This is a genomic window from Microvirga yunnanensis, assembly GCF_025460875.1.
This window is the reverse complement of sequence record NZ_JAMXFI010000028.1, coordinates 1-19,314: the sequence shown is the minus strand read 5'-3', so window position 1 is coordinate 19,314 and position 19,314 is coordinate 1. Positions and strand designations below refer to the sequence as shown.

Genomic DNA, 19,314 nt, shown 5'->3' with positions numbered 1-19,314 from the left:
ATGAAGGACGCCACCATGGCCGAACCGGTTCTTTCCGTCCGCAACCTTCACGTCCGTTTCCGCACCGGCGACGGCATCCTCCATGCGGTGAAGGGCATCGACCTCGACATCAACCCGGGCGAGACCGTCGCCATCGTGGGCGAATCCGGCTCGGGCAAGAGCCAGACCATGATGTCCGTCATGGGGCTGCTCGCCTCGAACGGCTGGGCCGAAGGCTCGGTCAAGTATCGCGGCGACGAGCTGGTCGGCCTCTCGCCCGACAGGCTCAACGCCTATCGCGGCTCCAAGCTCACCATGATCTTCCAGGAGCCAATGACCTCCCTCGATCCGCTCTACCGGATCGGCGATCAGCTGAGCCTCCCGCTCACCACTCACGGTGGCCTGAGCAAGGCGCAGGCGCGCAAGCGCGCCATCGAGCTCCTGGAGCTCGTGCGCATTCCGGACCCGGCCCGGCGCATCGACGCCTACCCGCACGAGATGTCGGGCGGCCAGCGCCAGCGCGTGATGATCGCCATGGCGCTCGCCAACAACCCGGACGTGCTGATCGCCGACGAGCCGACGACCGCCCTCGACGTGACGGTGCAGGCCCGCATCCTGGAACTCCTGGCGGATCTCCAGAAGCGGCTCGGCATGTCGATCGTGTTCATCACCCACGACCTGGGCGTGGTGCGCCGCTTCGCCGACCGCACCTACGTGATGAAGCGCGGCGAGGTGGTGGAGAGCGGCGCCACCGAGGCGATCTTCGCGTCCCCCAAGCATCCCTACACGCAAATGCTCATCGACGCGGAGCCGACCGGCCGCAAGGAGCCCGTTCCATCGACCGCCCCGGTGGTGCTCGATGCGCGCAACATGGCGGTGCAGTTCACCCTGGAGAAGAGCTTCTTCGGCAAGGCCACCCACGTGCTCAAGGCCGTCGACGACGTCAGCCTGCGGGTGCGTGCCGGCGAGACGGTGGGCGTGGTGGGCGAATCCGGCTCGGGCAAGTCGACCCTCGGTCGCGCCATCCTGCGCCTGCTGCCGGCCTCCGGCCTCGTCCGGTTCGAGGACCGCAACCTCATGCCCCTCGACCGGGGCGGCATGCGCCCCCTGCGGCGCCATCTGCAACTGGTCTTCCAGGATCCGTTCGGTTCCCTCTCGCCGCGCATGACGGCGGGCGAGATCGTGACCGAGGGCCTCCTCGTCCATGAACCCAGCATCTCCCGCAAGGAGCGCGACCGGCGGGCCGCCCAGGCGTTCGAGGAGGTGCAGCTCGACGCAGGCTGGCGCAACCGCTTCCCGCACGAATTCTCCGGCGGGCAGCGCCAGCGCATCGCCATCGCGCGCGCCATGATCCTGCATCCGAAGCTCGTGGTGCTCGATGAGCCGACCTCGGCGCTCGACCGCTCGGTTCAGAAGGAGATCGTCGACCTGCTGCGCAACCTGCAGAAGGCCCACGGCCTCGCCTACATCTTCATCAGCCACGACCTGGCGGTCGTGCGCGCGCTCTCGGACGAAATCATGGTGATGAAGAGCGGCAAGGTGGTCGAGCGGGGCACCGCGGAGGAGATCTTCGACAGGCCGCAGGAGGACTATACCCGCGACCTGATCGCCGCCGCGTTCCTGACGGAGCGCAACGGGGCCGAGCCGGCCGTACGGCCGCTGGCTTCTTGAGACCCAAGCATCCACGTCCTCACGTCGTCACCGGCCTTGTGCCGGTGATCCCGGCGGGAAGAGCGCCGCGACTCACAGCATCGGGATGGCCGGGACAAGCCCGGCCGTGACGACGGGGGCCGGACGCTCAGGCGGAGAGCCGCGCAGGCGCGACCTTGCGCTCTCCACCCAAACCTGGAACCAGATCGCCGGGCGCGGATTTGACTCCGCGCCATGGCAAAGCTCGCAGCCTATCGCGCCAAGCGCGACTTCACCAAGACCTCCGAGCCGGCAGGCAAGGCCTCCCGGCGCCGGGGCGCGTCCTTCGTCGTCCAGAAGCACGACGCCTCCCGGTTGCACTACGATTTCCGCCTGGAGCTCGACGGCGTCCTGAAGAGCTGGGCGGTGGCCAAGGGGCCGAGCCTCGTCGCGGGCGAGAAGCGCCTCGCGGTCCATGTGGAGGATCACCCGCTCGATTACGGCGACTTCGAGGGCACCATCCCGGAGGGCCAGTACGGCGGCGGCACCGTCCTGCTGTGGGATCGCGGGACCTGGGAGCCGGAAGGCGATCCTCAAGAGGGCTACGACGAGGGCCGCCTCACCTTCCGCCTTGAGGGCGAGAAGCTGCACGGGGCATGGCATCTCGTCCGCATGGCCAAGCGCCCGCGCGAACGCCAGGATTCCTGGCTCCTGATCAAGGCGGACGATGCCGATGCCCGTGGCGAGGACGACCCGGACATCCTCGACGAGGCACCCCTGTCGGTGAAATCGGGGCGCGCCCTTGAGGAGATCGCGCCCAGCCGTCCGGCCAGGAGTTCCGCGGCACGAAAAGCGCCGGCAAAGACGACGACCTCGCCGAAACCTGACAAGCCCACGAAGCGAGCCGCGCCGAAATCCAAGGGCCTCGATGACTTTCCGACCGACGTCGCCGGCGTATCCCTGACCCATCCGGAGCGCGTGCTGTGGGAGGACCAGGGCCTGACGAAGCAGGAACTGGCGGCCTTCTATGCCGGCATCGCCGATTGGCTCCTGCCCCATCTGGTCGACCGGCCGCTGACGCTGATCCGCTGTCCTGGCGGCGCGGAGAAGAAGTGCTTCGTCCAGCGTCACTCCTGGGCGGGCATGAGTTCGTTCATCCACGCGGACACGGTGAAGGATGGATCGGGCAAGCAGGAAATCCTCACCGTCCGCGACATCCGGGGCGTTGTCGCTCTCGTGCAGGCAGGCGTGCTGGAAATGCACGTGTGGGGGGCGATTCTGGCCGACCTGGAACGACCCGACCGCCTCATCTTCGATTTCGACCCCGGCGAGGGCGTGGACTGGCCGGCGGTAATCGACGGCGCGCGTGCCGTCCGCGAGCGCCTCAAGGCGCTGGGGCTGGAGAGCTTCGTGAAGACGACCGGCGGCAAGGGCCTGCACGTGGTCGTGCCGCTCAGGCCGAAAGCGCCGTGGAAGGATGCGCTCGCCTTCACGCGGGAGGTCGCCGAAGCCATGGCGGCCGACGAGCCGGACCGCTACACGACCACCTCGGTCAAGCACGAGCGCGAGGGCCGGATCTTCATCGATTACCTGCGCAACAACCGCGAGGCCTCGGCGGTCGCGCCCTATTCCACCCGCTCCCGGCCGGGCGCTCCGGTGGCCACACCGGTGGCCTGGGAGGAGCTAGGGCCGGGTCTCAAGCCCAACGGCTTCACGGTCGAGAACCTGAGCGAGCGCCTCAAGGCGCTCAAGCGGGATCCCTGGGCGGACATGAGCAAGGTCGACCAGGTGCTGCCGGAGCGCGCGCGGTCGAAGCGCGCGCCACGGAAGAAGTAGCGTCAGAAGATCGGAGCCTTGAGCCCTTCCGCCTCGAGCGCCTTCTGAACGGCCGGGCGCGCCAGCACGCGCTCGGCCAGCGCGTTCAGGTTCGGGATGCTGCGCGGCGGGCGCGGCATGCCGCGTCCCCAGCGGATCAGCATGAACAGGAAGAGGTCGGCGGCGGAGAAGCGCTCGCCGAGAAGCCACGTCTTGTCGGCAAGCTGCGCGGAAATCACGTCGAACATGCGGTCGAGACGCTCGCCCGCCGCCTGCCTGACGGTCGGCGCGGCGGCCTCATCGGCCACGTGCTCGTGCGGATAGAACCAGGCGCGAAACTCCACCTGCGGCGTGTTCGTGAGATGGATGATCCACTTGTAGAACTCGGACCGCTCCACCGTTCCGACCGCGGGAGCAAGGCCCGATTCGGGGAACCGGTCGGCGAGATGGAGCACGATGGCGGCGGTCTCGAAGAGCACGAGGTCGCCGTCCACGAGAACCGGAATGCGCCCGCTCGGATTGAGTTTGAGATAATCAGGGCTTTTCTGGGCGTTCTGCCCCCGATCCACGAGGCGCAGCTCGAACCCGGCGCCGATTTCCCGCAGCATCATGTGCGGCAGCAAGCTGGCATTGCCGGGATAATAGTAGAGTGTAAGCATCGTGGCAGCCCCTTCCGATTTGACTGGCAGGTCTCTGGTAAGTCCTGCCGGGAAGCCCGTAAAGAGCGCGCTGGCCGCGATCCCAGCCTTCCTTTCAAGCCGTCGTGCCCTATCGTCCTGAACACATGGAGGATCGCGAATGGCGGATCAGGAACAGGACTTGCGGAAGAAGCTCCGGGTCGAGCCCGGCGAGAAGGTCCGGCTGAAGGACCGCAACCCGCGGGACAAGGCCTCGTTCGAGGACGGCGACGAGACCAAGGCGGCAACCGCCGCCCTTGCCAAGGACATCGACATCCTGCAGGACAGGCTCTACGCGGAGGGCTCCCGCGCCCTGCTCGTCATCCTTCAGGGAACGGACACGTCGGGCAAGGACGGCACGATCCGCGGCGTCTTCAATGCGACCGGGCCCCTGGGCGTCTCGGTCCATGCCTTCGGCCCGCCCTCCCGGCTCGAACTCGAGCACGATTATCTCTGGCGCGTGCATGCCGCCTGCCCCCGGCGCGGCACCATCGGCATCTTCAATCGCTCCCACTACGAGGACGTCCTCGTCGGCAAGGTCAGACACCTTGCGCCCGACAATGTCATCGAGCAGCGCTACGAGCAGATCAACGCGTTCGAGAAGATGCTCGTGGAGAACGGCACGACCATCCTCAAGTTCATGCTGCACATCTCGAAGGACGAGCAGAAGGAACGGCTGCAGGAACGGCTCGACGACCCGACGAAGCACTGGAAGTTCAACCCCGGCGACCTGGAGGACCGGGAGCACTGGGACGATTATCAGGAGGCTTACGAGATCATGCTCAACCGCTGCTCGACGCCGTGGGCGCCCTGGCACATCGTCCCGGCCGACAGGAAATGGGTTCGCAACGCGGCCATCGCGACCATCGTCAAGGCGACTCTCGAGGAGATGAACCCACAATATCCGGACGTCTCCTGGAAGCCGGGAGACTTCAAGGTTTTCTAAAGCATCGGACCCAAAAGTGGACTTGCACTTTTGGGATCCATCCGATGCTTTCTTCTTGAATGAGAGCATCGGTCAGGACGGAAAACCGGGGCCACTTTTCCGTCCGATGCTTCACGCGTCGAAAAGCATCCCGGCGCTACTGCTGGATGCCCGGATAGGCCCACAGGCCCGAGACGCGCATGAGATCGCGGTAGATCACCATGCGCTCGTCCTTCGAGACTTTGGCCGCCTCCTCGACGGACGGCGCATCGAGGGCGACGACGGGCAGGATCGGCGCGTCGATGCCGTATTGCCGGAAGGCGTCCTCCAGGAGCGTCCGGGCCCGGCGCATGTGGCTGGAACTCGTCACCAGGATGACCGCATCGGCCGTGTGGCGCTTCAGGAGATTGGCGACGTTGAGCGCGTTGCCGACCGTATCCTTGGACTTGTCCTCGATCAGGATGCGGTCCCGGTCGACGCCCCTCTCCACCAGCCACTTGGTCATGACGTCGCCCTCGGTGACGCCCGCTTGGGGCTGGCCGCCGGTGACCATGATCCGGGCCGTCGGATTGGCATTGGCGGCCCTGAGGGCCACGTCGAGACGATCGAGGAGCGGCTTCTCGGCCGTGCCGTCCTTGGCCAGCGCGTAGCCGAGGGCGACGATCATCACGCGGCCCGGAACCGTCGGCACCTCCGTGTTCGGGCGCTCGGCCATGATGGCCTCGGCGCGGGCGAAGCGCTGACGATAGGAGTCCGAGCGCGCCCGGTCGAGAGCCGCCAGGGCCTGATCCGTCAGGGCGGCCTCGTCGGCCTTGCCCTCGATCCGGGCGAGCGCTGCGAGCCAGGCCTGCGCGTCGAAGGAGGCCGGATCCCTGGCCAGGATGTCCTCATAGGTCGCGCGGGCGCCGGCCAAGTTCTTCTGCAGAATCTGGGACGACGCGACGGCGAATCGGAAATCGAGGCGCTCGGGCGCCAGGGTTGAGGCCTCGGCGAAGGCCTTCTCCACCACGTCGTAGCGGCCGTGCAGGGTGATGCCCTTGAAAACCTCCGTCTCGGCCTTCTTCACGTCGCCGCCCGACCAATAGTATTGCATGCCGGTATCCACCAGCGTCTTGATCCGGCTCGTATTGCCCGGATCGAAGGCGAGCGCTGCGAACGAGGCGGAGAACGTGAGGAGAGCGGCTGCCGCGAGGGGCGCGATCTTGCGCATGGAAGGCTCCTTGATTGTGCCGGACCGTTCAAGCTGGAGCCGACGACGACCGGATGTCAAACCGATTTCCATCCACAGCCCGGGGTGAACTTTCGGATGGTCTTGCCGAGCCTGGGTTTAAGCGCGACAATAATCCTTATGAAGAGCATTCTCGTTCCGATCGAAGACCACGGCATCGTCGAGCCTCAGCTGCAGGCTGCCCTGCATCTCGGCCGCCTGTTCGACAGCTATATCGAGGGGATCGCGATCACCCCCGATTACCCGGTCGTCCTGCCGGTCGACATCGCCATCGGCGTGCCCTCCCCGATCACGCCGGAGAACCGCCTGGAAATGGCCCGCGCCTGCCGCGAGCGGTTCGAGGCCTTCATGACGACGCAGCAGATCGCGCGCGCCTCCGCAGGCCTGCCGGGCCTGAGTTCCGGCTGGCGCCAGGACGGCCTGATGGAAGACGCCTTTTTGGGCGCCTACGGCCGGGTGTTCGATCTCGTGATAGTGGGCCGGCCGGACGGCTCCAACGGCCAGACCCGCCTGTCCACCGTGGAGGCGGCCCTGTTCGAGACCGGCCGTCCCGTTCTCATCGCGCCTCCGAGCGCACCCAGGACCTTCGCGGAGACCGCCGTGATCGCCTGGAACCGGAGCACGGAAACCGCCCGCGCCGTGCTGGGATCGATGCCGCTGCTCAAGAAGGCCCGGCGCATCGTCGTGCTCGAACTCGAGGATTGGGGCGTGCCCGGCCCGTCGGGCTCGGAGCTCGCCCGGCATCTGAGGATGCATGATCTGCCGGCGGAAGCCGTCACGGCGGCGGATCCTTCGAACAGGGCCGGCGAGACCATCCTGTCCGAAGCCGGCGCTCTCGGCTGCGACCTCCTCGTGAAGGGCGCCTATACCCAGAGCCGCCTGCGGCAGATGTTCTTCGGCGGCGCCACCAGCCATATCCTGAGCAACACGACGATTCCCGTCCTGATGGCTCACTGACAGAGAGTGCCCCTCGCCATGTTCAGAGACGTCGCCGTCGTTCTCGACGATCGCTTCCAGCACCTGTTCAAGGGATCGGCGCGTCTGGAGAAGCTCTCCGAGGGCTGCCGCTGGGCGGAGGGCCCGGCCTATTTCCCGGCCGGCCGCTATCTCGTGTGGAGCGACATCCCCAACGACCGGATGATGCGCTTCGACGAGACCTCGGGCGCGGTCAGCGTGTTCCGTCATCCGGCCGGCTATTCCAACGGCAACAGCGTCGACCGGCAGGGCCGCCTCGTCACCTGCGAGCACGGCAACCGCCGGGTGACCCGCACCGAGCACGACGGCTCCGTCACCGTGCTGGCGAGCCACCATCAGGGCAAGCGCTTCAACTCTCCCAACGACCTGGTGGTGAAATCCGACGGCTCGATCTGGTTCACGGACCCGGCCTACGGCATCGATTCCGATTACGAGGGCCACAAGGCGGACAGCGAGATCGGCGCCTGCCACGTGTACCGCATCGATCCGCAATCGGGCGACGTGCGCATCGTGGCCGACGATTTCGTCCGCCCGAACGGAATCGCCTTCTCGCCCGACGAGTCGCTCCTCTACGTGGCCGATACGGGCGCCACCCACGTCAAGGATGGCCCGCGCCACATCCGGGTCTTCGACGTGAAAGCCGATGGCGGGCTCTCGGGCGGCAAGGTCTTCGCCACCTGCACGGCGGGCCTGTTCGACGGCTTCCGGCTCGACGAGGCCGGGCGGATCTGGACCAGTGCCGGCGACGGTGTCCATTGCTACGACCCCGACGGCACGCTGATCGGCAAGATCCTGGTGCCGGAAGGGGTCGCCAACCTGGTGTTCGGCGGGCCGAAGCGGAACCGGCTCTACATCTGCGCCACCACGTCGCTCTACGCCATCATGCTGCCGGTGAACGGGGCCCGGACGTTCTAAAGCCTCGGACCCAAAAGTGGACACCACTTTTGGGATTCATCCGAGGCTCCCTCTCTTGACCGGCGCATCGGATGAGGCGGAAAACCGGGTCCACTTTTCCGTCCGATGCGCTAGCGCATTTTCCGGTGAAGTGGATCCGGTTCACCGTCAAAACATGCGGCTCGGTGAGATCAGCCGACACCCTGGATCTGGGCTTCGACCGCCACCTTGTCGATCACCGACCAGATCTGCACGATTCTGCCCTCCCGGAACTCGTAGAAAACGTTCTCCGTGAAGGAGACACGCCTTCCGTCGACGGGAAGGCCGAGGAATTCTCCCTTCGGCGTGCAGTCGAAGCGCAATCGGCTCGCGATGCGCGGCGGATCCGAGACCAGCAGGTCGATGGCGAAGCGGAGATCGGGGATCGCCCGCACATCCTTCTCCAGCATCGCGCGATAGCCCGCGAGACCGATCTGCCGGCCGTTGTAGACGACGTTCTCATGGACGAACCGCTCCAGCCCCGACCAGTCGCGCTCGTTCAGACAGGCGATGTAATCCCGGTAGAGGTCGGCAAGGTCGGTTTCGGTCACGACGATGGCTCCGTAGTTCGCCGGCGCAAGAAAGGGAATTTGCCGCCTGGCGGACCGATTCAAGGGACGATGATGACCTGCTCCGCCGGATCCTGTCCCCGGTCCTATCGCGGGTCGGCGGATTCGTTCTCGGCCTGCTTCTGCCGGACATGCTCCACTCCGTCATCACCGGCACAAGGCCGGTGATGACGAACCGGGTTCTCGTTCCCGGCTAATCGCTCACGCCCTCGCGGCCTTCGACGGCCATGAGAGTGGCGGTGAGCAGCGCGATCTGCTTCTCGCGGCCCTCGTGGACGGCGAACACGTCGCTCTGGGCCAGGGTGAGCGTCCGGCCCGCCTTGACGACCCGACCCCGCGCGACGATGCGCTCGCCGATCCCGGGCGCCAGGAGGTTGATCTTGAACTCGGCCGTCAGGACGCCGGCGCCGGGCGGCATCAGGGTCAGGGCCGCATAGCCGGCGGCGGAATCCGCGATGCTCGCGATGGCCCCCGCATGGACGAAGCCGTGCTGCTGAGGCAAAGCCGGGGATGCCGGCAGGGCGATTTCGACCAGCCCGGGAGAAACGCGGACCAGGGACGCGCCCAGGGTTCGCATCAATCCTTGAGCCGTGAAGCTCGCCCGAACCCGCGCCTCGCAGCCTGGATCCTTCGGTGCCGTATCGTTCATGGAGGTCTCCTCGCGGTTCGACCAAAATCGGCGATCAAAAGCCTTGGAATCAAGCGGCTTTTCCCGCATTGATCCGCCCCATGAGGCATTCCGGTTCGTCTTCCGCCCCAAAAGTCCGCTCTGGCATTCTCGTCGGCATCGGCCTGATGCTGCTGGGCGTGTTCATGTTCGCCATGAACGACGTCATGGGGAAATGGCTCGTCGCCACCTATTCGGTCGGCCAGGTCCTGCTCCTGCGCAGCGTTGCGGCCCTGGCGGTCCTGCTGCCCGTCATGCGCCGGCGCAGGGTGCCCTTCGCCATCCCGCCGCGGCCGGGGCTGCACGCGGTGCGAATCACCCTCTCGACCCTCGAGGTCGCCTGCTTCTACTGGGCCGTCACCTATCTGCCGCTCGCCGACGTGATGACCTATTATCTGGCCGGGCCGATCTACGTGGCGGCCTTCGCGGCCTTCTGGCTCGGGGAGAGGATCGACAAGCCGCGCATGCTCGCCATCGGGATCGGCTTCGTGGGCGTGCTGATCGCCCTGCGCCCGTCGCCCGCCACCCTGTCCCTGCCGGCCCTCATCGCGCTCGCCGGCAGCCTGTTCTATTCGCTCCTGATGATCACGACCCGCAAGCTGCGTGAGACCGACGACGCCACCCTGGTGTGCGGCCAGATTCTCGGTGCGCTCATCTTCGGCCTCGTCACGGCGCCCCTCGCCTGGGTGACGCCCGGGCCCATCGAGCTGGCGGGTCTGTTCCTGCTCGGCATCGTGTCCATGGCGGCGCATGTCTGCGTGAACCGTTCGCTCAAGATCGCGCCCGCCTCCGTGGTCGCCCCGTACCAGTACACCCTCATCGTCTGGGCCATCGTGCTGGGCTATCTGGTCTTCGGCGACGTCGTGGGGTTCTGGACCCTGGTCGGCGCCACCGTCATCTGCGGCGCGGGTCTTGCCCTGATCCTGCTCGAACACGAGGCCGCGCGGCGCGGCCGCGTGGCGAAGGACATCGAGACGCCGGTGCTGCCGGAGGCTTGATCGTCTCGAGGCGCCGGCGCATCATGCTATCCGCCACGTCATGGCCGGGCTTGTCCCGGCCATCCCGATCGCTTGGAGCGCGGCGCCTCTCATCATCGGGATCACGGGCACGAGGCCGGTGATGACATCCGGACGGCGCAGCGCCCGCCCTGGTCCGAGAGTCGAACTTGACATGCTGCACGGCGCAGCCGTCAATGACCCGATAAGACACGGGGAGTCCGATGCGCCTGAAGCTCACAATCGCCGCCGCTGCGGCAGGAATTTTCTTTGCATCCGCGGCCTTCGCCCAGGACATCAAGATCGCCCTCATCGCCGGCAAGACCGGGCCGCTCGAGGCCTATGCCAAGCAGACCGAAGCCGGCTTCATGATGGGGCTCGAATACCTCACGAAAGGCACGATGGCGGTGAACGGCCGCAAGATCAGCGTCATCGTGAAGGACGACCAGCTCAAGGCCGACCTCGCCAAGACCCTGCTCGAACAGGCCTACAACGACGACAACGTGGACCTCGCCGTCGGCACCACGTCGTCGGCCGCCGCGCTCGCGATGCTGCCGGTGGCCGAGGAGAACGGCAAGGTGCTGATCGTCGAGCCCGCCGTGGCCGATGCGATCACCGGCGAGAAGTGGAACCGCTTCATCTTCCGCACCGCGCGCAACTCGACCCAGGACGCCTATGGGGCGGCGGCCGCCGTTCCGGCGAGCGGAGCCGTCTCGATTGCGACGCTCGCGCAGGATTACGCCTTCGGCAAGGACGGCGTCGCGGCGCTCAAGAACGCCCTCGCGGAGATCCGCCCGAACGCCAAGGTGGTGTTCGAGGAATACGCGCCGCAGAACGCCACAGACTTCACCGCGTCGGCCCAGCGCATCTTCGACGCGCTCAAGGACAAGCCCGGCAAGAAGATCATCAACATCATCTGGGCCGGCCAGCATCCCCTGCCCAAGATCGCCGACCTGAAGCCGGAGCGCTTCGGCATCGAGATCGCGCCCGGCGGCAACATTCTGCCGGCCATGCAGATCTACAAGAACTATCCCGGCATGGAAGGCGCGGTGTACTACTATTATGCCTTCCCGAAGAACGCCATGAACGACTGGCTCGTGACCGAGCACCAGAAGCGCTACAACGCGCCGCCGGATTTCTTCACCGCGGGAGGCTTCGCGGCCGCGTCCGCGGCCGTCACGGCGATCCAGAAGGCGGGCGGCACCGATCCGGAGAAGCTCATCGCCGCCATGGAGGGCATGACCTTCGAGACGCCGAAAGGGCCAATGACCTTCCGCAAGGAGGACCATCAGGCCCTGCAGGAAATGTATCACTTCAAGGTCAAGGCCGACGGCAAGGACGCCAACGACCTGCTCGATCTCGTCGGCGTCATCCCGGCCGACAAGATGCCGATCCCGGTCCGCAACAAGCGCTGAGCCGACGTGGTTTCATCGACGACAGCGACGCCCGCGCTCGAGACGCGCGGGCTGACCGTTCGCTTCGGCGGCCATGTGGCGGTCAACGACGTGTCGTGCCGGTTCACGCCGGGCACGCTCACGGCGATCGTCGGCCCCAACGGCGCCGGCAAGACCACCTACTTCAACCTGATCTCCGGACAGCTGCGCGCCACGTCCGGGCAGGTGGTCGTCGCGGGCGAAGACATCACGCGGCTGTCCGCCTCGGCCCGCACGCGCCGCGGTCTCGGACGGGCGTTCCAGCTCACGAACCTGTTCCCGCAGCTGACCGCGCTCGAGAATGTGCGCCTCGCCGTGCAGAGCCGGGCCGATGCGGGCTGGTCGATGCTCAGGGTGTGGAACGCCCGCCGCGACCTGATCGACAAGGCGGAGAGCGTGCTGGAACGGGTGCGGCTCGCCGACAAGCGGCACGTGGCCCCGAAGGCCCTGTCGCATGGCGACCAGCGCAAGCTCGAGGTGGCGCTCCTGATCGCCATGGAGCCCAAGGTCTTCATGTTCGACGAGCCGACCGCCGGCATGAGCGTCGACGAGGTGCCGACCGTGCTCGAGCTCATTCACGATATCAAGGAGCGCCGCGACGCCACGGTGCTTCTCGTCGAGCACAAGATGGACGTGGTGCGCTCGCTCTCCGACCGGATCATCGTGCTGCACAACGGCACCCTCGTGGCCGACGGCGAACCCGCCGCGGTCATCGCCTCGCCGGTGGTGCAGGAGGCCTATCTCGGCGTGGAGGCCGCCCGTGGCTGAGCCCCTTCTCCAGCTCGCCGACGTGCACACGCATATCGGCCCCTACCACATCCTGCACGGCGTGGACTTATCCGTGCCGGCCGGCGGACTGACCATGCTGCTCGGCCGAAACGGCGCCGGCAAGACCACGACGCTGCGCACCATCATGGGCCTGTGGCAGGCCTCGTCGGGGCGCATCCGCTTCGACGGCCGCGACATCACGAAAGCCGCCACGCCGGACATCGCCCGCTCGGGCATCGCCTACGTGCCCGAGGCCATGGGGATTTTCACGGATCTGACCGTGCGCGAGAACATCGTGCTCGCGGCCCGGAGCGGGCCGGTCGACAGGAACAGGCTCGACTGGATCCTCGGCCTCTTCCCCGCCCTCAAGCGCTTCTGGAACCTGCCGGCCGGCAACCTCTCCGGCGGCCAGAAGCAGATGCTCGCCATCGCCCGCGCGATCGCGGAACCGCGCCGCCTGCTTCTCATCGACGAACCGACGAAGGGTCTCGCGCCCGTGATGGTGCGCTCCATGATCGAGGCCTTCAAGGCGCTGAAGGCGTCCGGCGAGACGATCCTGCTGGTGGAGCAGAACTTCTACGCCGCCTCGGCGCTCGGGGACAATGTGGTCGTGATGGACGACGGGCGCATCGTGCATGCGGGCGCCATGAGCGACCTCGTCGCGGACACGGCCCTGCAGCAGCGCCTGCTCGGCCTTTCCCTGGATGCGCACCAATGAGCGACATGACCGCCGACACCGCCGCCGTCGAGCTGCCGCGCGCCAGGACCGACTGGCTGCCGCTCCTTCTCGTTCCCGCCCTCGGCCTCCTGGCGCTGCCCTTCGTCGGCAGCCCCTCGACCTGGGTGACGCTCACCGTGGCGGGGCTCGCCATGGGGATGATGATCTTCCTCATGGCCTCGGGCCTCACCCTCGTGTTCGGCCTGATGGACATCATCAATTTCGGCCATGGAGTCTTCATCTCGCTCGGCGCCTACGCGACGCTCCTCGTCCTCGGACCGCTCGCCGGCTGGGCGACGGCCGATTCCCTCGGCCTCAACCTCGCGCTCCTGCTCCTGTGCATCCTCGTCGCCATGGCGGTGACGGGCTTGGTCGGCGCGGTCTTCGAGCGCGTCATCGTGCGCCCGGTTTACGGCAGCCATCTGAAGCAGATCCTCGTCACCATGGGCGGGCTGATCGTCGCCGAGCAGCTGATCCATGCCATCTGGGGCGCCTCGCCCATCCCGATCCCGCTGCCGCAATCCCTGCGCGGCGCCTTCGTGGTCGGCGACATCGTTATGGAGCGCTATCGCGTCGTGGCGGTCGCCATCGGGCTTCTCGTCTTCGTCGGGATGCAGCTCCTGCTCAACCGCACCCGCCTCGGCCTGCTGATCCGGGCCGGGGTCGAGAACCCCGAGATGGTCGAGGCGCTGGGCTACCGGATCCGGCGCCTTTTCGTCAGCGTCTTCATCGCCGGCTCGGCGCTGGCAGGTCTCGGCGGCGTCATGTGGGCCTTCTACCGCCAGACGCTCACCGCCGGCATGGGCATGGAGGTGATGGTGCTGGTGTTCATCGTCATCATCATCGGCGGCCTCGGCTCCGTGGGCGGCTGCTTCGTCGGCTCGATCCTCGTCGCGCTGGTGGCCAACTACGTCGGCTTCGTCGAGCCCAAGCTCGCCCTGATCTCCAACATCCTCGTCATGGCCCTGGTGCTGATCTGGCGTCCGCAGGGCCTGTTCCCGGTGGCCCGCCGATGAGCACGTCTCCCGCCCTCGCACTCCCGTTCGACGAGATCCGCCGGCGCGGCGGCTTTTGGAACGCGATCCTGTCCTCGGACCGACCGCGCTCCAAGGTTCTGAGCGCTATCCTGCTGGCCATCCTGCTGTTCCTCGCCGCGACGCCGTTCCTGTTCTCCGGCAGCCAGCCCTTGAGCACCGCGGCGAAGATCTGCGTCTTCGTCGTGCTCGTCGCGAGCTACGACCTCCTGCTCGGCTATTCGGGCATCGTGTCCTTCGCTCACACCATGTTCTTCGGAATCGGCGGCTACGGCATCGCCATCGCGCTCGAACGCCTGGGTCCGACCTGGGGCTCGGCCGTCATCGGCCTGGCCGCGGCGCTCGGCCTGTCGGCCGTGCTCGCCGTCGCCATCGGCCTCCTGTCGCTCCGGGTCCGCGCCATCTTCTTCTCGATGATCACCCTGGCGGTCGCCTCGGCGGCGGCCGTCCTGGCGTCGCAGCTGTCGGACGTGACCGGCGGCGAGGACGGCTTGTCGTTCCAGCTGCCCCCGGCCCTGCGCCCCGCCTTCCGGCTCCTGTCGGAGCCTCTGTTCGGCACCCCGGTCAACGGGCGCCTCATCGCCTATTACCTCGTCTTCTCCGTTTCGCTCGTCGTCTTCCTCGTCCTCCTGCGCATCGTGAACTCGCCCTTCGGACGCGTCCTGCAGGCCATCCGCGAGAACGAGTTCCGGGCCGAGGCCCTGGGCTACCGGGTCGTCGCCTACCGAACGGCGGCCTCGGTGATCTCGGCTCTCGCCGCGACGGTCGCCGGCGCGCTCATGGCCCTGTGGCTGCGATATAACGGCCCCGACACCACGCTCTCCTTCTCGATCATGATCGACATCCTGCTCATGGTGGTGATCGGCGGCATGGGCACGATGTACGGCGCGGTGGTCGGGGCCGCCCTGTTCGTCCTCGCCCAGAGCTACCTGCAGGTCCTGATGGCCGCCGGGAGCGCGGCGTTGGCGGGCCTGCCGATCCTGCCGAACCTGATTCATCCGGACCGATGGCTCCTGTGGCTCGGCGCCCTGTTCGTCATCAGCGTCTACGCGTTCCCGGGCGGCATCGTCGGACGGCTGCGGCAAGCCGGGCAATAAAGGTTAGACCCGGAAACCTTCGCGAGCCCCGAACCGTTTTCACTCCAAAGAGCGGAGGAGACGTAATGAGCCGTGCCTTTGTTCGTGAAACCGAGGGTGGCGAAGCCTTCGAGGACCTTCCCGACCGGATGATCAGCCCGCATCATCTCGTGACGCCCTCGGGGCTGGCCCAGATGGACGCGGAAATCGAATCCCTGCACAAGCGTCTTGCCGAGGCTCAGGCGGCCGACGACAAAGCCGAAGTGGCCCGTCTCAACCGCGACCTGCGCTACTGGTCGGCGCGCCGGGCCTCCTCCGAGGTGGTGCCGCCCCCCACGGACACGGCTCACGTCCGCTTCGGCGCCCGCGTCACCTTCGAGCGCGAAGACGGCCGGCGCCAGACCTACCGGATCGTGGGCGAGGACGAGGCCGACCCGGCGAAGGGCAGCCTGTCCTACGTGTCACCCCTGGCGCAGGCGCTCATGGGCAAGGAGATCGGCGACGTGGTGCCCATCGGGCAGACCACGGCGGAAATCGTCGAGATCGAGTTGTAGCCTCCCTGTCATCACCGGCCTCGGGCCGGTGATCCCGCTTGTCTGAATCGCGAGCCTTGCCGGATCGTGATCGCCGGGACAAGCCAGGCCATGACGGGAGCGGGTGCCTGCGGGATTGGAGCAGCGCTGCTCCCTACTCCGCGGCCGTCGCGTAATAGGCGCGCTTCGCCTGGTACATCAGCAGATCGGCGCGCTTGACCACCGCCTCCAGCCTCTCGCCCGGCTGGCTGGTGGCCGCTCCCATGGCGAAGCTGAGGGGCAGGCCGGTATAGAACTGGTTGTTGACCTCGAGCATGTTCTCGATGCCCTCCATGACCACTGCCGCCTCGCGCTCGTCGGTGCCCGGCATCAGGAGCGCGAACTCGTCGCCTCCGATGCGCGCCGCATAGGACGGCTTGTCGACGGCCTTGCTCAGCACCTCGCCGGCCCGGCGCAGCAACGCGTCGCCCGCCGCATGGCCGAGCTGGTCGTTCGCCGCCTTCAGGCCGTTGAGATCGATGATCGCGATGCTGACGGGAAACGGTCCCTTGCGCTCGAGGCGGTTGAGCTCGTCCACGTAGAAGGTGCGGTTGTAGAGCTTGGTCAGCACGTCGTGCTTGCCGAGATATTCGAGATAGGCTTCGGCGCGCTTGCGGGCCGTGATGTCGGTCAGCGCCACCTGGACCAGCGACCAGTCCTTCTCGTGGCCGGGCAGCACGGAGAACTGCAGGTGAAGGTGCAGCTCGTCGCCCGTCAGGGAGTAGTTGACGACCTCGCGCTGCTGGAAGGTCCTGCCGTTCCACAGGTCGATCAGCTGCTCTCTGAAATGCTCACGCATCTCGTCGCGGAACACGTCGCCGAGGCGCATCAGCAGGGTCTGCTTGTCCGGCGCGGCGAACAGATCGAGCGTATGCCGGTTCACGTCGATCACGCGGATCTCGCTCATGCAGCGCGAGACGAACTCGGGATGGACGTCGGTGAAGACGCGGAAGTCGCTGATCCCCTGTCGGCGGGCATCGTCGAGAAGGTGTTTGACGCAGCTGAAATCCTCCACCCACAGGGAGACGGGCGAGTGCTCGAACAGGCCGCGGGCATAAGTTTCGCTGGTCGCGAGCTGCCGACGGGCCGTCTCGCGCTCCGTCACGTCTTCGATGGCGATCAGGACGCGGTCCCACTGATCCTCGTGCCCGGGCAGCACGCCGCCCCTGAGCTGGATGTCGAGCCTCTTCCCCGACAGGGTGTAGTTCACCGTGTTGCTGAAGAACTCCGTCTCGCCGTCCCAGAGCTGAACGAGCTCCTCGATGTGCGTCTTCAGCATGTCATTGCGGAAGATGCGGCCGAGATTGTCCACCAGCTGCGGCAGATCCGCGGCCTCGTACAGGCTCAGGGTCTTGCGGTTGACCTTGATGACGCGGATCAGGCTGGAGCAGGATTCCACCCGCGCCGTGTCTGCGAGCAGGTGATCCCGCAGCGAGGTCACGCCCTCGGCCCGCCACTGCGCGAACAGCCGCTTGAGGCCGCTGTAATCCTCGAGCCACAGGGAGACGGGCGCCAGTTCGAACATCTCGGCATCGTCGGCGCGGTCGCCTGTCGGCCGGGCGGTGGAACGGTCTGCTTTGGAGGACAGCATGGAAGGCCTGCGGATCAACCCAATCTCGGGCGCAATTCACCCCAGACCCGCAATGTAATACTAGGCCAGAAACGGCGTTTTTTCAGGCAGAGTGAAAGATGTCCAGGAAACAGGCATTCTTGCAACACTGCCGTTTTGTCGCAATGGAGCCGGACCTCCCTCGACCCATCCCGGGCCCGCCACCTGCTATCGCCTGTTCGGAACGATCGCCGTCGCCTCGACCTCGAGCCGGGCGGCCTTCTCCACGAGCCGCACGACCTGGACCAGAGCCATGGCCGGGTAATGAGCGCCGAACACGTCCCGGTAGGCCCGGCCGAGCTCGCGGAGATTGGCCAGGTACTCGTCGATGTCGACCACGTACCAGGTCAGGCGCACCAGGTGCCGGGGCTCGGCCCCTCCCTCGGCCAGAATCGCCCGGATGTTCTCGAAGATCTGACGGGCCTGGGCGACGAAACCGTCGGCGAAGGTTTCGTTCTCGTCCCAGCCGACGATGCCGCCCGTCACCACGACCCGGCCCTGGGCCGCCATGCCGTTGGCGTAGCCTTTGGGCGCACGCCAGTGCTTCGGATTGAGAACCTCCGGCCCATCGTCGATGACGGTCATGGGAGCGCCTTCCAGTGCCGCTGTCATTGTCGTTCTCCCCCCTGGCGAATGGCGACGGAGCCGAGCTCACCAAAGCGTCGACTCTCCAGCATCTTCAGAAGCTCGCGCGCGATCACGACCTTCTGGACTTCGGTGGCGCCCTCGTAGATGCGCAATGCACGGATTTCGCGATAGAGCTCCTCGACCTTGACGCCCTTGGTGACGCCGAGGCCTCCGAAGATCTGCACCGCCCTGTCGATGACGCTCTGCGCCGTTTCGGTGGCGTGCATCTTCGCCATGGCGGCCTCGCGGGTGACGCGCGGCGCGCCCTGATCCTTGGTCCAGGCCGCCCGATAGACGAGAAGCGCCGCGCTGTCCACGCCGGTGGCCATGTCGGCCAGCGCGCCTTGCGTCATCTGAAGATCGCCGAGCGGCGCACCGAAGAGCTTGCGCGAGGCGGCGTGCTGCAGCGCGTCGGCCAGGGCGCGGCGCGCCAGACCGAGCGCCGCGGCTCCGACCGTTGAGCGGAACACGTCGAGGGTCGCCATGGCGACCTTGAAGCCCTCGCCCGGTCCGCCGATCCTTTGCGAAAGCGGCACACGACAGCCATCGAAGCGCAGGGTCGCGAGAGGATGAGGCGCGATCACGTCGATACGGTTCTCGATGCTCAAACCCGGGGTCTGCGCATCGACCACATAGGCGGACAGGCCCTTCGCGCCGGGCGCCTCGCCCGAACGCGCGAACACCACGTAATGATCCGCGATCCCGCCGTTGGAGATCCAGGTCTTCACGCCGTCGATCCGCACATGGTCCGAGCCGTCCGGCGTCGCCGTGGTGCTCATGGCCGCCACGTCCGACCCCGCCTCCGGCTCCGAGAGCGCGAAGGCCGCGATGGCGTCTCCCCGCGCGACCGGCGGCAGGTAACGGTCCTTGAGCGCATCGGAACCGAACAGGGTGATCGGCCCCGTGCCGAGACCCTGCATGGCGAAGGCGAAATCCGCCAGCCCCTCGTGCGCGGCAAGCGTTTCGCGCGCCAGGCACAGGCTGCGTACGTCGAAGGACGGAAACAGGCCGCCATAGGCTTCGGGCACCACCGCCTTCAGCCATCCGCCCTCGCCCAATCGGCGCACGAGGCGGCGGCAGGAGGC

Annotated in this window: 19 protein-coding genes; 12 read left to right on the top strand and 7 right to left on the bottom strand. The window is 66.9% G+C overall.

Annotation, left to right across the window (positions count from 1 at the left end):
* Together NF876_RS15655 and ligD are read left to right on the top strand one after the other, a co-directional pair.
* The gene (locus NF876_RS15655) at nucleotides 1-1,650 is read left to right on the top strand and encodes an ABC transporter ATP-binding protein (RefSeq protein ID WP_262269721.1); all 1,650 of its coding nucleotides are present in this window, start codon (nucleotides 1-3) and stop codon (nucleotides 1,648-1,650) included.
* A gap of 213 nt (nucleotides 1,651-1,863) precedes the next feature.
* On the top strand, nucleotides 1,864-3,444 hold the full coding sequence (gene ligD / locus NF876_RS15650) for a non-homologous end-joining DNA ligase (protein WP_262269720.1): 1,581 nt from the start codon (nucleotides 1,864-1,866) through the stop codon (nucleotides 3,442-3,444).
* Nucleotides 3,445-3,446: 2 nt separating this feature from the next.
* Here the strand turns inward: ligD and NF876_RS15645 are convergent, their stop codons facing one another.
* Complete coding sequence (locus NF876_RS15645; RefSeq protein WP_262269719.1) at nucleotides 3,447-4,082, bottom strand: glutathione S-transferase family protein; 636 nt, start codon at nucleotides 4,080-4,082, stop codon at nucleotides 3,447-3,449.
* A 139-nt stretch (nucleotides 4,083-4,221) separates the two neighbouring features.
* On the opposite strand from NF876_RS15645, the gene NF876_RS15640 reads away from it, so the two are divergent.
* Nucleotides 4,222-5,046, top strand: a complete 825-nt coding sequence (locus NF876_RS15640) for a polyphosphate kinase 2 family protein (protein WP_262269718.1) — start codon at nucleotides 4,222-4,224, stop codon at nucleotides 5,044-5,046.
* Nucleotides 5,047-5,182: 136 nt separating this feature from the next.
* Here the strand turns inward: NF876_RS15640 and NF876_RS15635 are convergent, their stop codons facing one another.
* Nucleotides 5,183-6,235, bottom strand: coding sequence for an ElyC/SanA/YdcF family protein (locus NF876_RS15635; RefSeq protein ID WP_262269717.1), 1,053 nt, complete (start codon nucleotides 6,233-6,235; stop codon nucleotides 5,183-5,185).
* 138 nt (nucleotides 6,236-6,373) lie between these two features.
* Between NF876_RS15635 and NF876_RS15630 the strand changes: the two genes are divergently transcribed.
* Nucleotides 6,374-7,210, top strand: coding sequence for a universal stress protein (locus tag NF876_RS15630; protein ID WP_262269716.1), 837 nt, complete (start codon nucleotides 6,374-6,376; stop codon nucleotides 7,208-7,210).
* A gap of 18 nt (nucleotides 7,211-7,228) precedes the next feature.
* A complete protein-coding gene (locus tag NF876_RS15625) occupies nucleotides 7,229-8,143 on the top strand; it encodes an SMP-30/gluconolactonase/LRE family protein (RefSeq protein WP_262269715.1) in 915 nt (304 codons plus the stop codon).
* Nucleotides 8,144-8,313: 170 nt separating this feature from the next.
* Here NF876_RS15625 and NF876_RS15620 read toward each other — a convergent pair whose 3' ends face one another.
* Both NF876_RS15620 and NF876_RS15615 read right to left on the bottom strand, forming a co-directional pair.
* Nucleotides 8,314-8,712 carry an ester cyclase gene (locus tag NF876_RS15620; RefSeq protein WP_262269714.1) on the bottom strand — a complete coding sequence of 133 codons (399 nt, stop codon included), beginning with the start codon at nucleotides 8,710-8,712 and terminating at the stop codon, nucleotides 8,314-8,316.
* A gap of 211 nt (nucleotides 8,713-8,923) precedes the next feature.
* Nucleotides 8,924-9,379: a PaaI family thioesterase gene (locus NF876_RS15615; RefSeq protein ID WP_262269713.1), complete on the bottom strand. Its 456-nt coding sequence runs from the start codon at nucleotides 9,377-9,379 to the stop codon at nucleotides 8,924-8,926.
* Nucleotides 9,380-9,459: 80 nt separating this feature from the next.
* Here NF876_RS15615 and NF876_RS15610 point away from each other — a divergent pair, with 80 nt between their 5' ends.
* The 7 genes from NF876_RS15610 to greA all read left to right on the top strand — a co-directional run bounded on the left by NF876_RS15610 (nucleotide 9,460) and on the right by greA (nucleotide 15,975).
* Entirely contained in the window at nucleotides 9,460-10,395 is a 936-nt protein-coding gene (locus tag NF876_RS15610; protein WP_262269712.1) for a DMT family transporter, read from the top strand.
* Nucleotides 10,396-10,616: 221 nt separating this feature from the next.
* Entirely contained in the window at nucleotides 10,617-11,807 is a 1,191-nt protein-coding gene (locus NF876_RS15605) for a substrate-binding domain-containing protein (RefSeq protein ID WP_262269711.1), read from the top strand.
* A 6-nt stretch (nucleotides 11,808-11,813) separates the two neighbouring features.
* Nucleotides 11,814-12,593 carry an ABC transporter ATP-binding protein gene (locus NF876_RS15600; RefSeq protein WP_262269710.1) on the top strand — a complete coding sequence of 260 codons (780 nt, stop codon included), beginning with the start codon at nucleotides 11,814-11,816 and terminating at the stop codon, nucleotides 12,591-12,593.
* Nucleotides 12,586-13,311: an ABC transporter ATP-binding protein gene (locus NF876_RS15595; protein ID WP_262269709.1), complete on the top strand. Its 726-nt coding sequence runs from the start codon at nucleotides 12,586-12,588 to the stop codon at nucleotides 13,309-13,311. The genes NF876_RS15600 and NF876_RS15595 overlap by 8 nt, the downstream gene beginning before the upstream one ends.
* A complete protein-coding gene (locus NF876_RS15590; protein ID WP_262269708.1) occupies nucleotides 13,308-14,327 on the top strand; it encodes a branched-chain amino acid ABC transporter permease in 1,020 nt (339 codons plus the stop codon). The genes NF876_RS15595 and NF876_RS15590 overlap by 4 nt, the downstream gene beginning before the upstream one ends.
* A complete protein-coding gene (locus NF876_RS15585; RefSeq protein WP_262269707.1) occupies nucleotides 14,324-15,442 on the top strand; it encodes a branched-chain amino acid ABC transporter permease in 1,119 nt (372 codons plus the stop codon). The genes NF876_RS15590 and NF876_RS15585 overlap by 4 nt, the downstream gene beginning before the upstream one ends.
* A gap of 65 nt (nucleotides 15,443-15,507) precedes the next feature.
* Entirely contained in the window at nucleotides 15,508-15,975 is a 468-nt protein-coding gene (gene greA, locus NF876_RS15580; RefSeq protein WP_262269706.1) for a transcription elongation factor GreA, read from the top strand.
* A 133-nt stretch (nucleotides 15,976-16,108) separates the two neighbouring features.
* On the opposite strand, the gene NF876_RS15575 is transcribed toward greA, so the two are convergent.
* The 3 genes from NF876_RS15575 to NF876_RS15565 form a co-directional block, all read right to left on the bottom strand.
* Complete coding sequence (locus tag NF876_RS15575) at nucleotides 16,109-17,584, bottom strand: sensor domain-containing diguanylate cyclase (RefSeq protein ID WP_262269705.1); 1,476 nt, start codon at nucleotides 17,582-17,584, stop codon at nucleotides 16,109-16,111.
* A 186-nt stretch (nucleotides 17,585-17,770) separates the two neighbouring features.
* Nucleotides 17,771-18,214, bottom strand: a complete 444-nt coding sequence (locus NF876_RS15570) for a RidA family protein (RefSeq protein WP_373371298.1) — start codon at nucleotides 18,212-18,214, stop codon at nucleotides 17,771-17,773.
* A partial coding sequence (locus NF876_RS15565; RefSeq protein WP_262269704.1) for an acyl-CoA dehydrogenase family protein occupies nucleotides 18,211-19,314 on the bottom strand: 1,104 nt, incomplete at its 5' end. The genes NF876_RS15570 and NF876_RS15565, both read right to left, overlap by 4 nt.

Bases quoted from the DNA above. Each gene is read 5' to 3' on its own strand.
- NF876_RS15570 (WP_373371298.1), bottom strand. From the start codon at position 18,214: ATGACAGCGGCACTGGAAGGCGCTCCCATGACCGTCATCGACGATGGG.
- NF876_RS15605 (WP_262269711.1), top strand. From the start codon at position 10,617: ATGCGCCTGAAGCTCACAATCGCCGCCGCTGCGGCAGGAATTTTCTTT.
- NF876_RS15575 (WP_262269705.1), bottom strand. From the start codon at position 17,584: ATGCTGTCCTCCAAAGCAGACCGTTCCACCGCCCGGCCGACAGGCGAC.
- NF876_RS15640 (WP_262269718.1), top strand. From the start codon at position 4,222: ATGGCGGATCAGGAACAGGACTTGCGGAAGAAGCTCCGGGTCGAGCCC.
- NF876_RS15585 (WP_262269707.1), top strand. From the start codon at position 14,324: ATGAGCACGTCTCCCGCCCTCGCACTCCCGTTCGACGAGATCCGCCGG.
- greA (WP_262269706.1), top strand. From the start codon at position 15,508: ATGAGCCGTGCCTTTGTTCGTGAAACCGAGGGTGGCGAAGCCTTCGAG.
- NF876_RS15655 (WP_262269721.1), top strand. From the start codon at position 1: ATGAAGGACGCCACCATGGCCGAACCGGTTCTTTCCGTCCGCAACCTT.
- NF876_RS15625 (WP_262269715.1), top strand. From the start codon at position 7,229: ATGTTCAGAGACGTCGCCGTCGTTCTCGACGATCGCTTCCAGCACCTG.
- NF876_RS15615 (WP_262269713.1), bottom strand. From the start codon at position 9,379: ATGAACGATACGGCACCGAAGGATCCAGGCTGCGAGGCGCGGGTTCGG.
- NF876_RS15635 (WP_262269717.1), bottom strand. From the start codon at position 6,235: ATGCGCAAGATCGCGCCCCTCGCGGCAGCCGCTCTCCTCACGTTCTCC.
- NF876_RS15610 (WP_262269712.1), top strand. From the start codon at position 9,460: ATGAGGCATTCCGGTTCGTCTTCCGCCCCAAAAGTCCGCTCTGGCATT.
- NF876_RS15645 (WP_262269719.1), bottom strand. From the start codon at position 4,082: ATGCTTACACTCTACTATTATCCCGGCAATGCCAGCTTGCTGCCGCAC.
- NF876_RS15590 (WP_262269708.1), top strand. From the start codon at position 13,308: ATGAGCGACATGACCGCCGACACCGCCGCCGTCGAGCTGCCGCGCGCC.
- NF876_RS15630 (WP_262269716.1), top strand. From the start codon at position 6,374: ATGAAGAGCATTCTCGTTCCGATCGAAGACCACGGCATCGTCGAGCCT.
- ligD (WP_262269720.1), top strand. From the start codon at position 1,864: ATGGCAAAGCTCGCAGCCTATCGCGCCAAGCGCGACTTCACCAAGACC.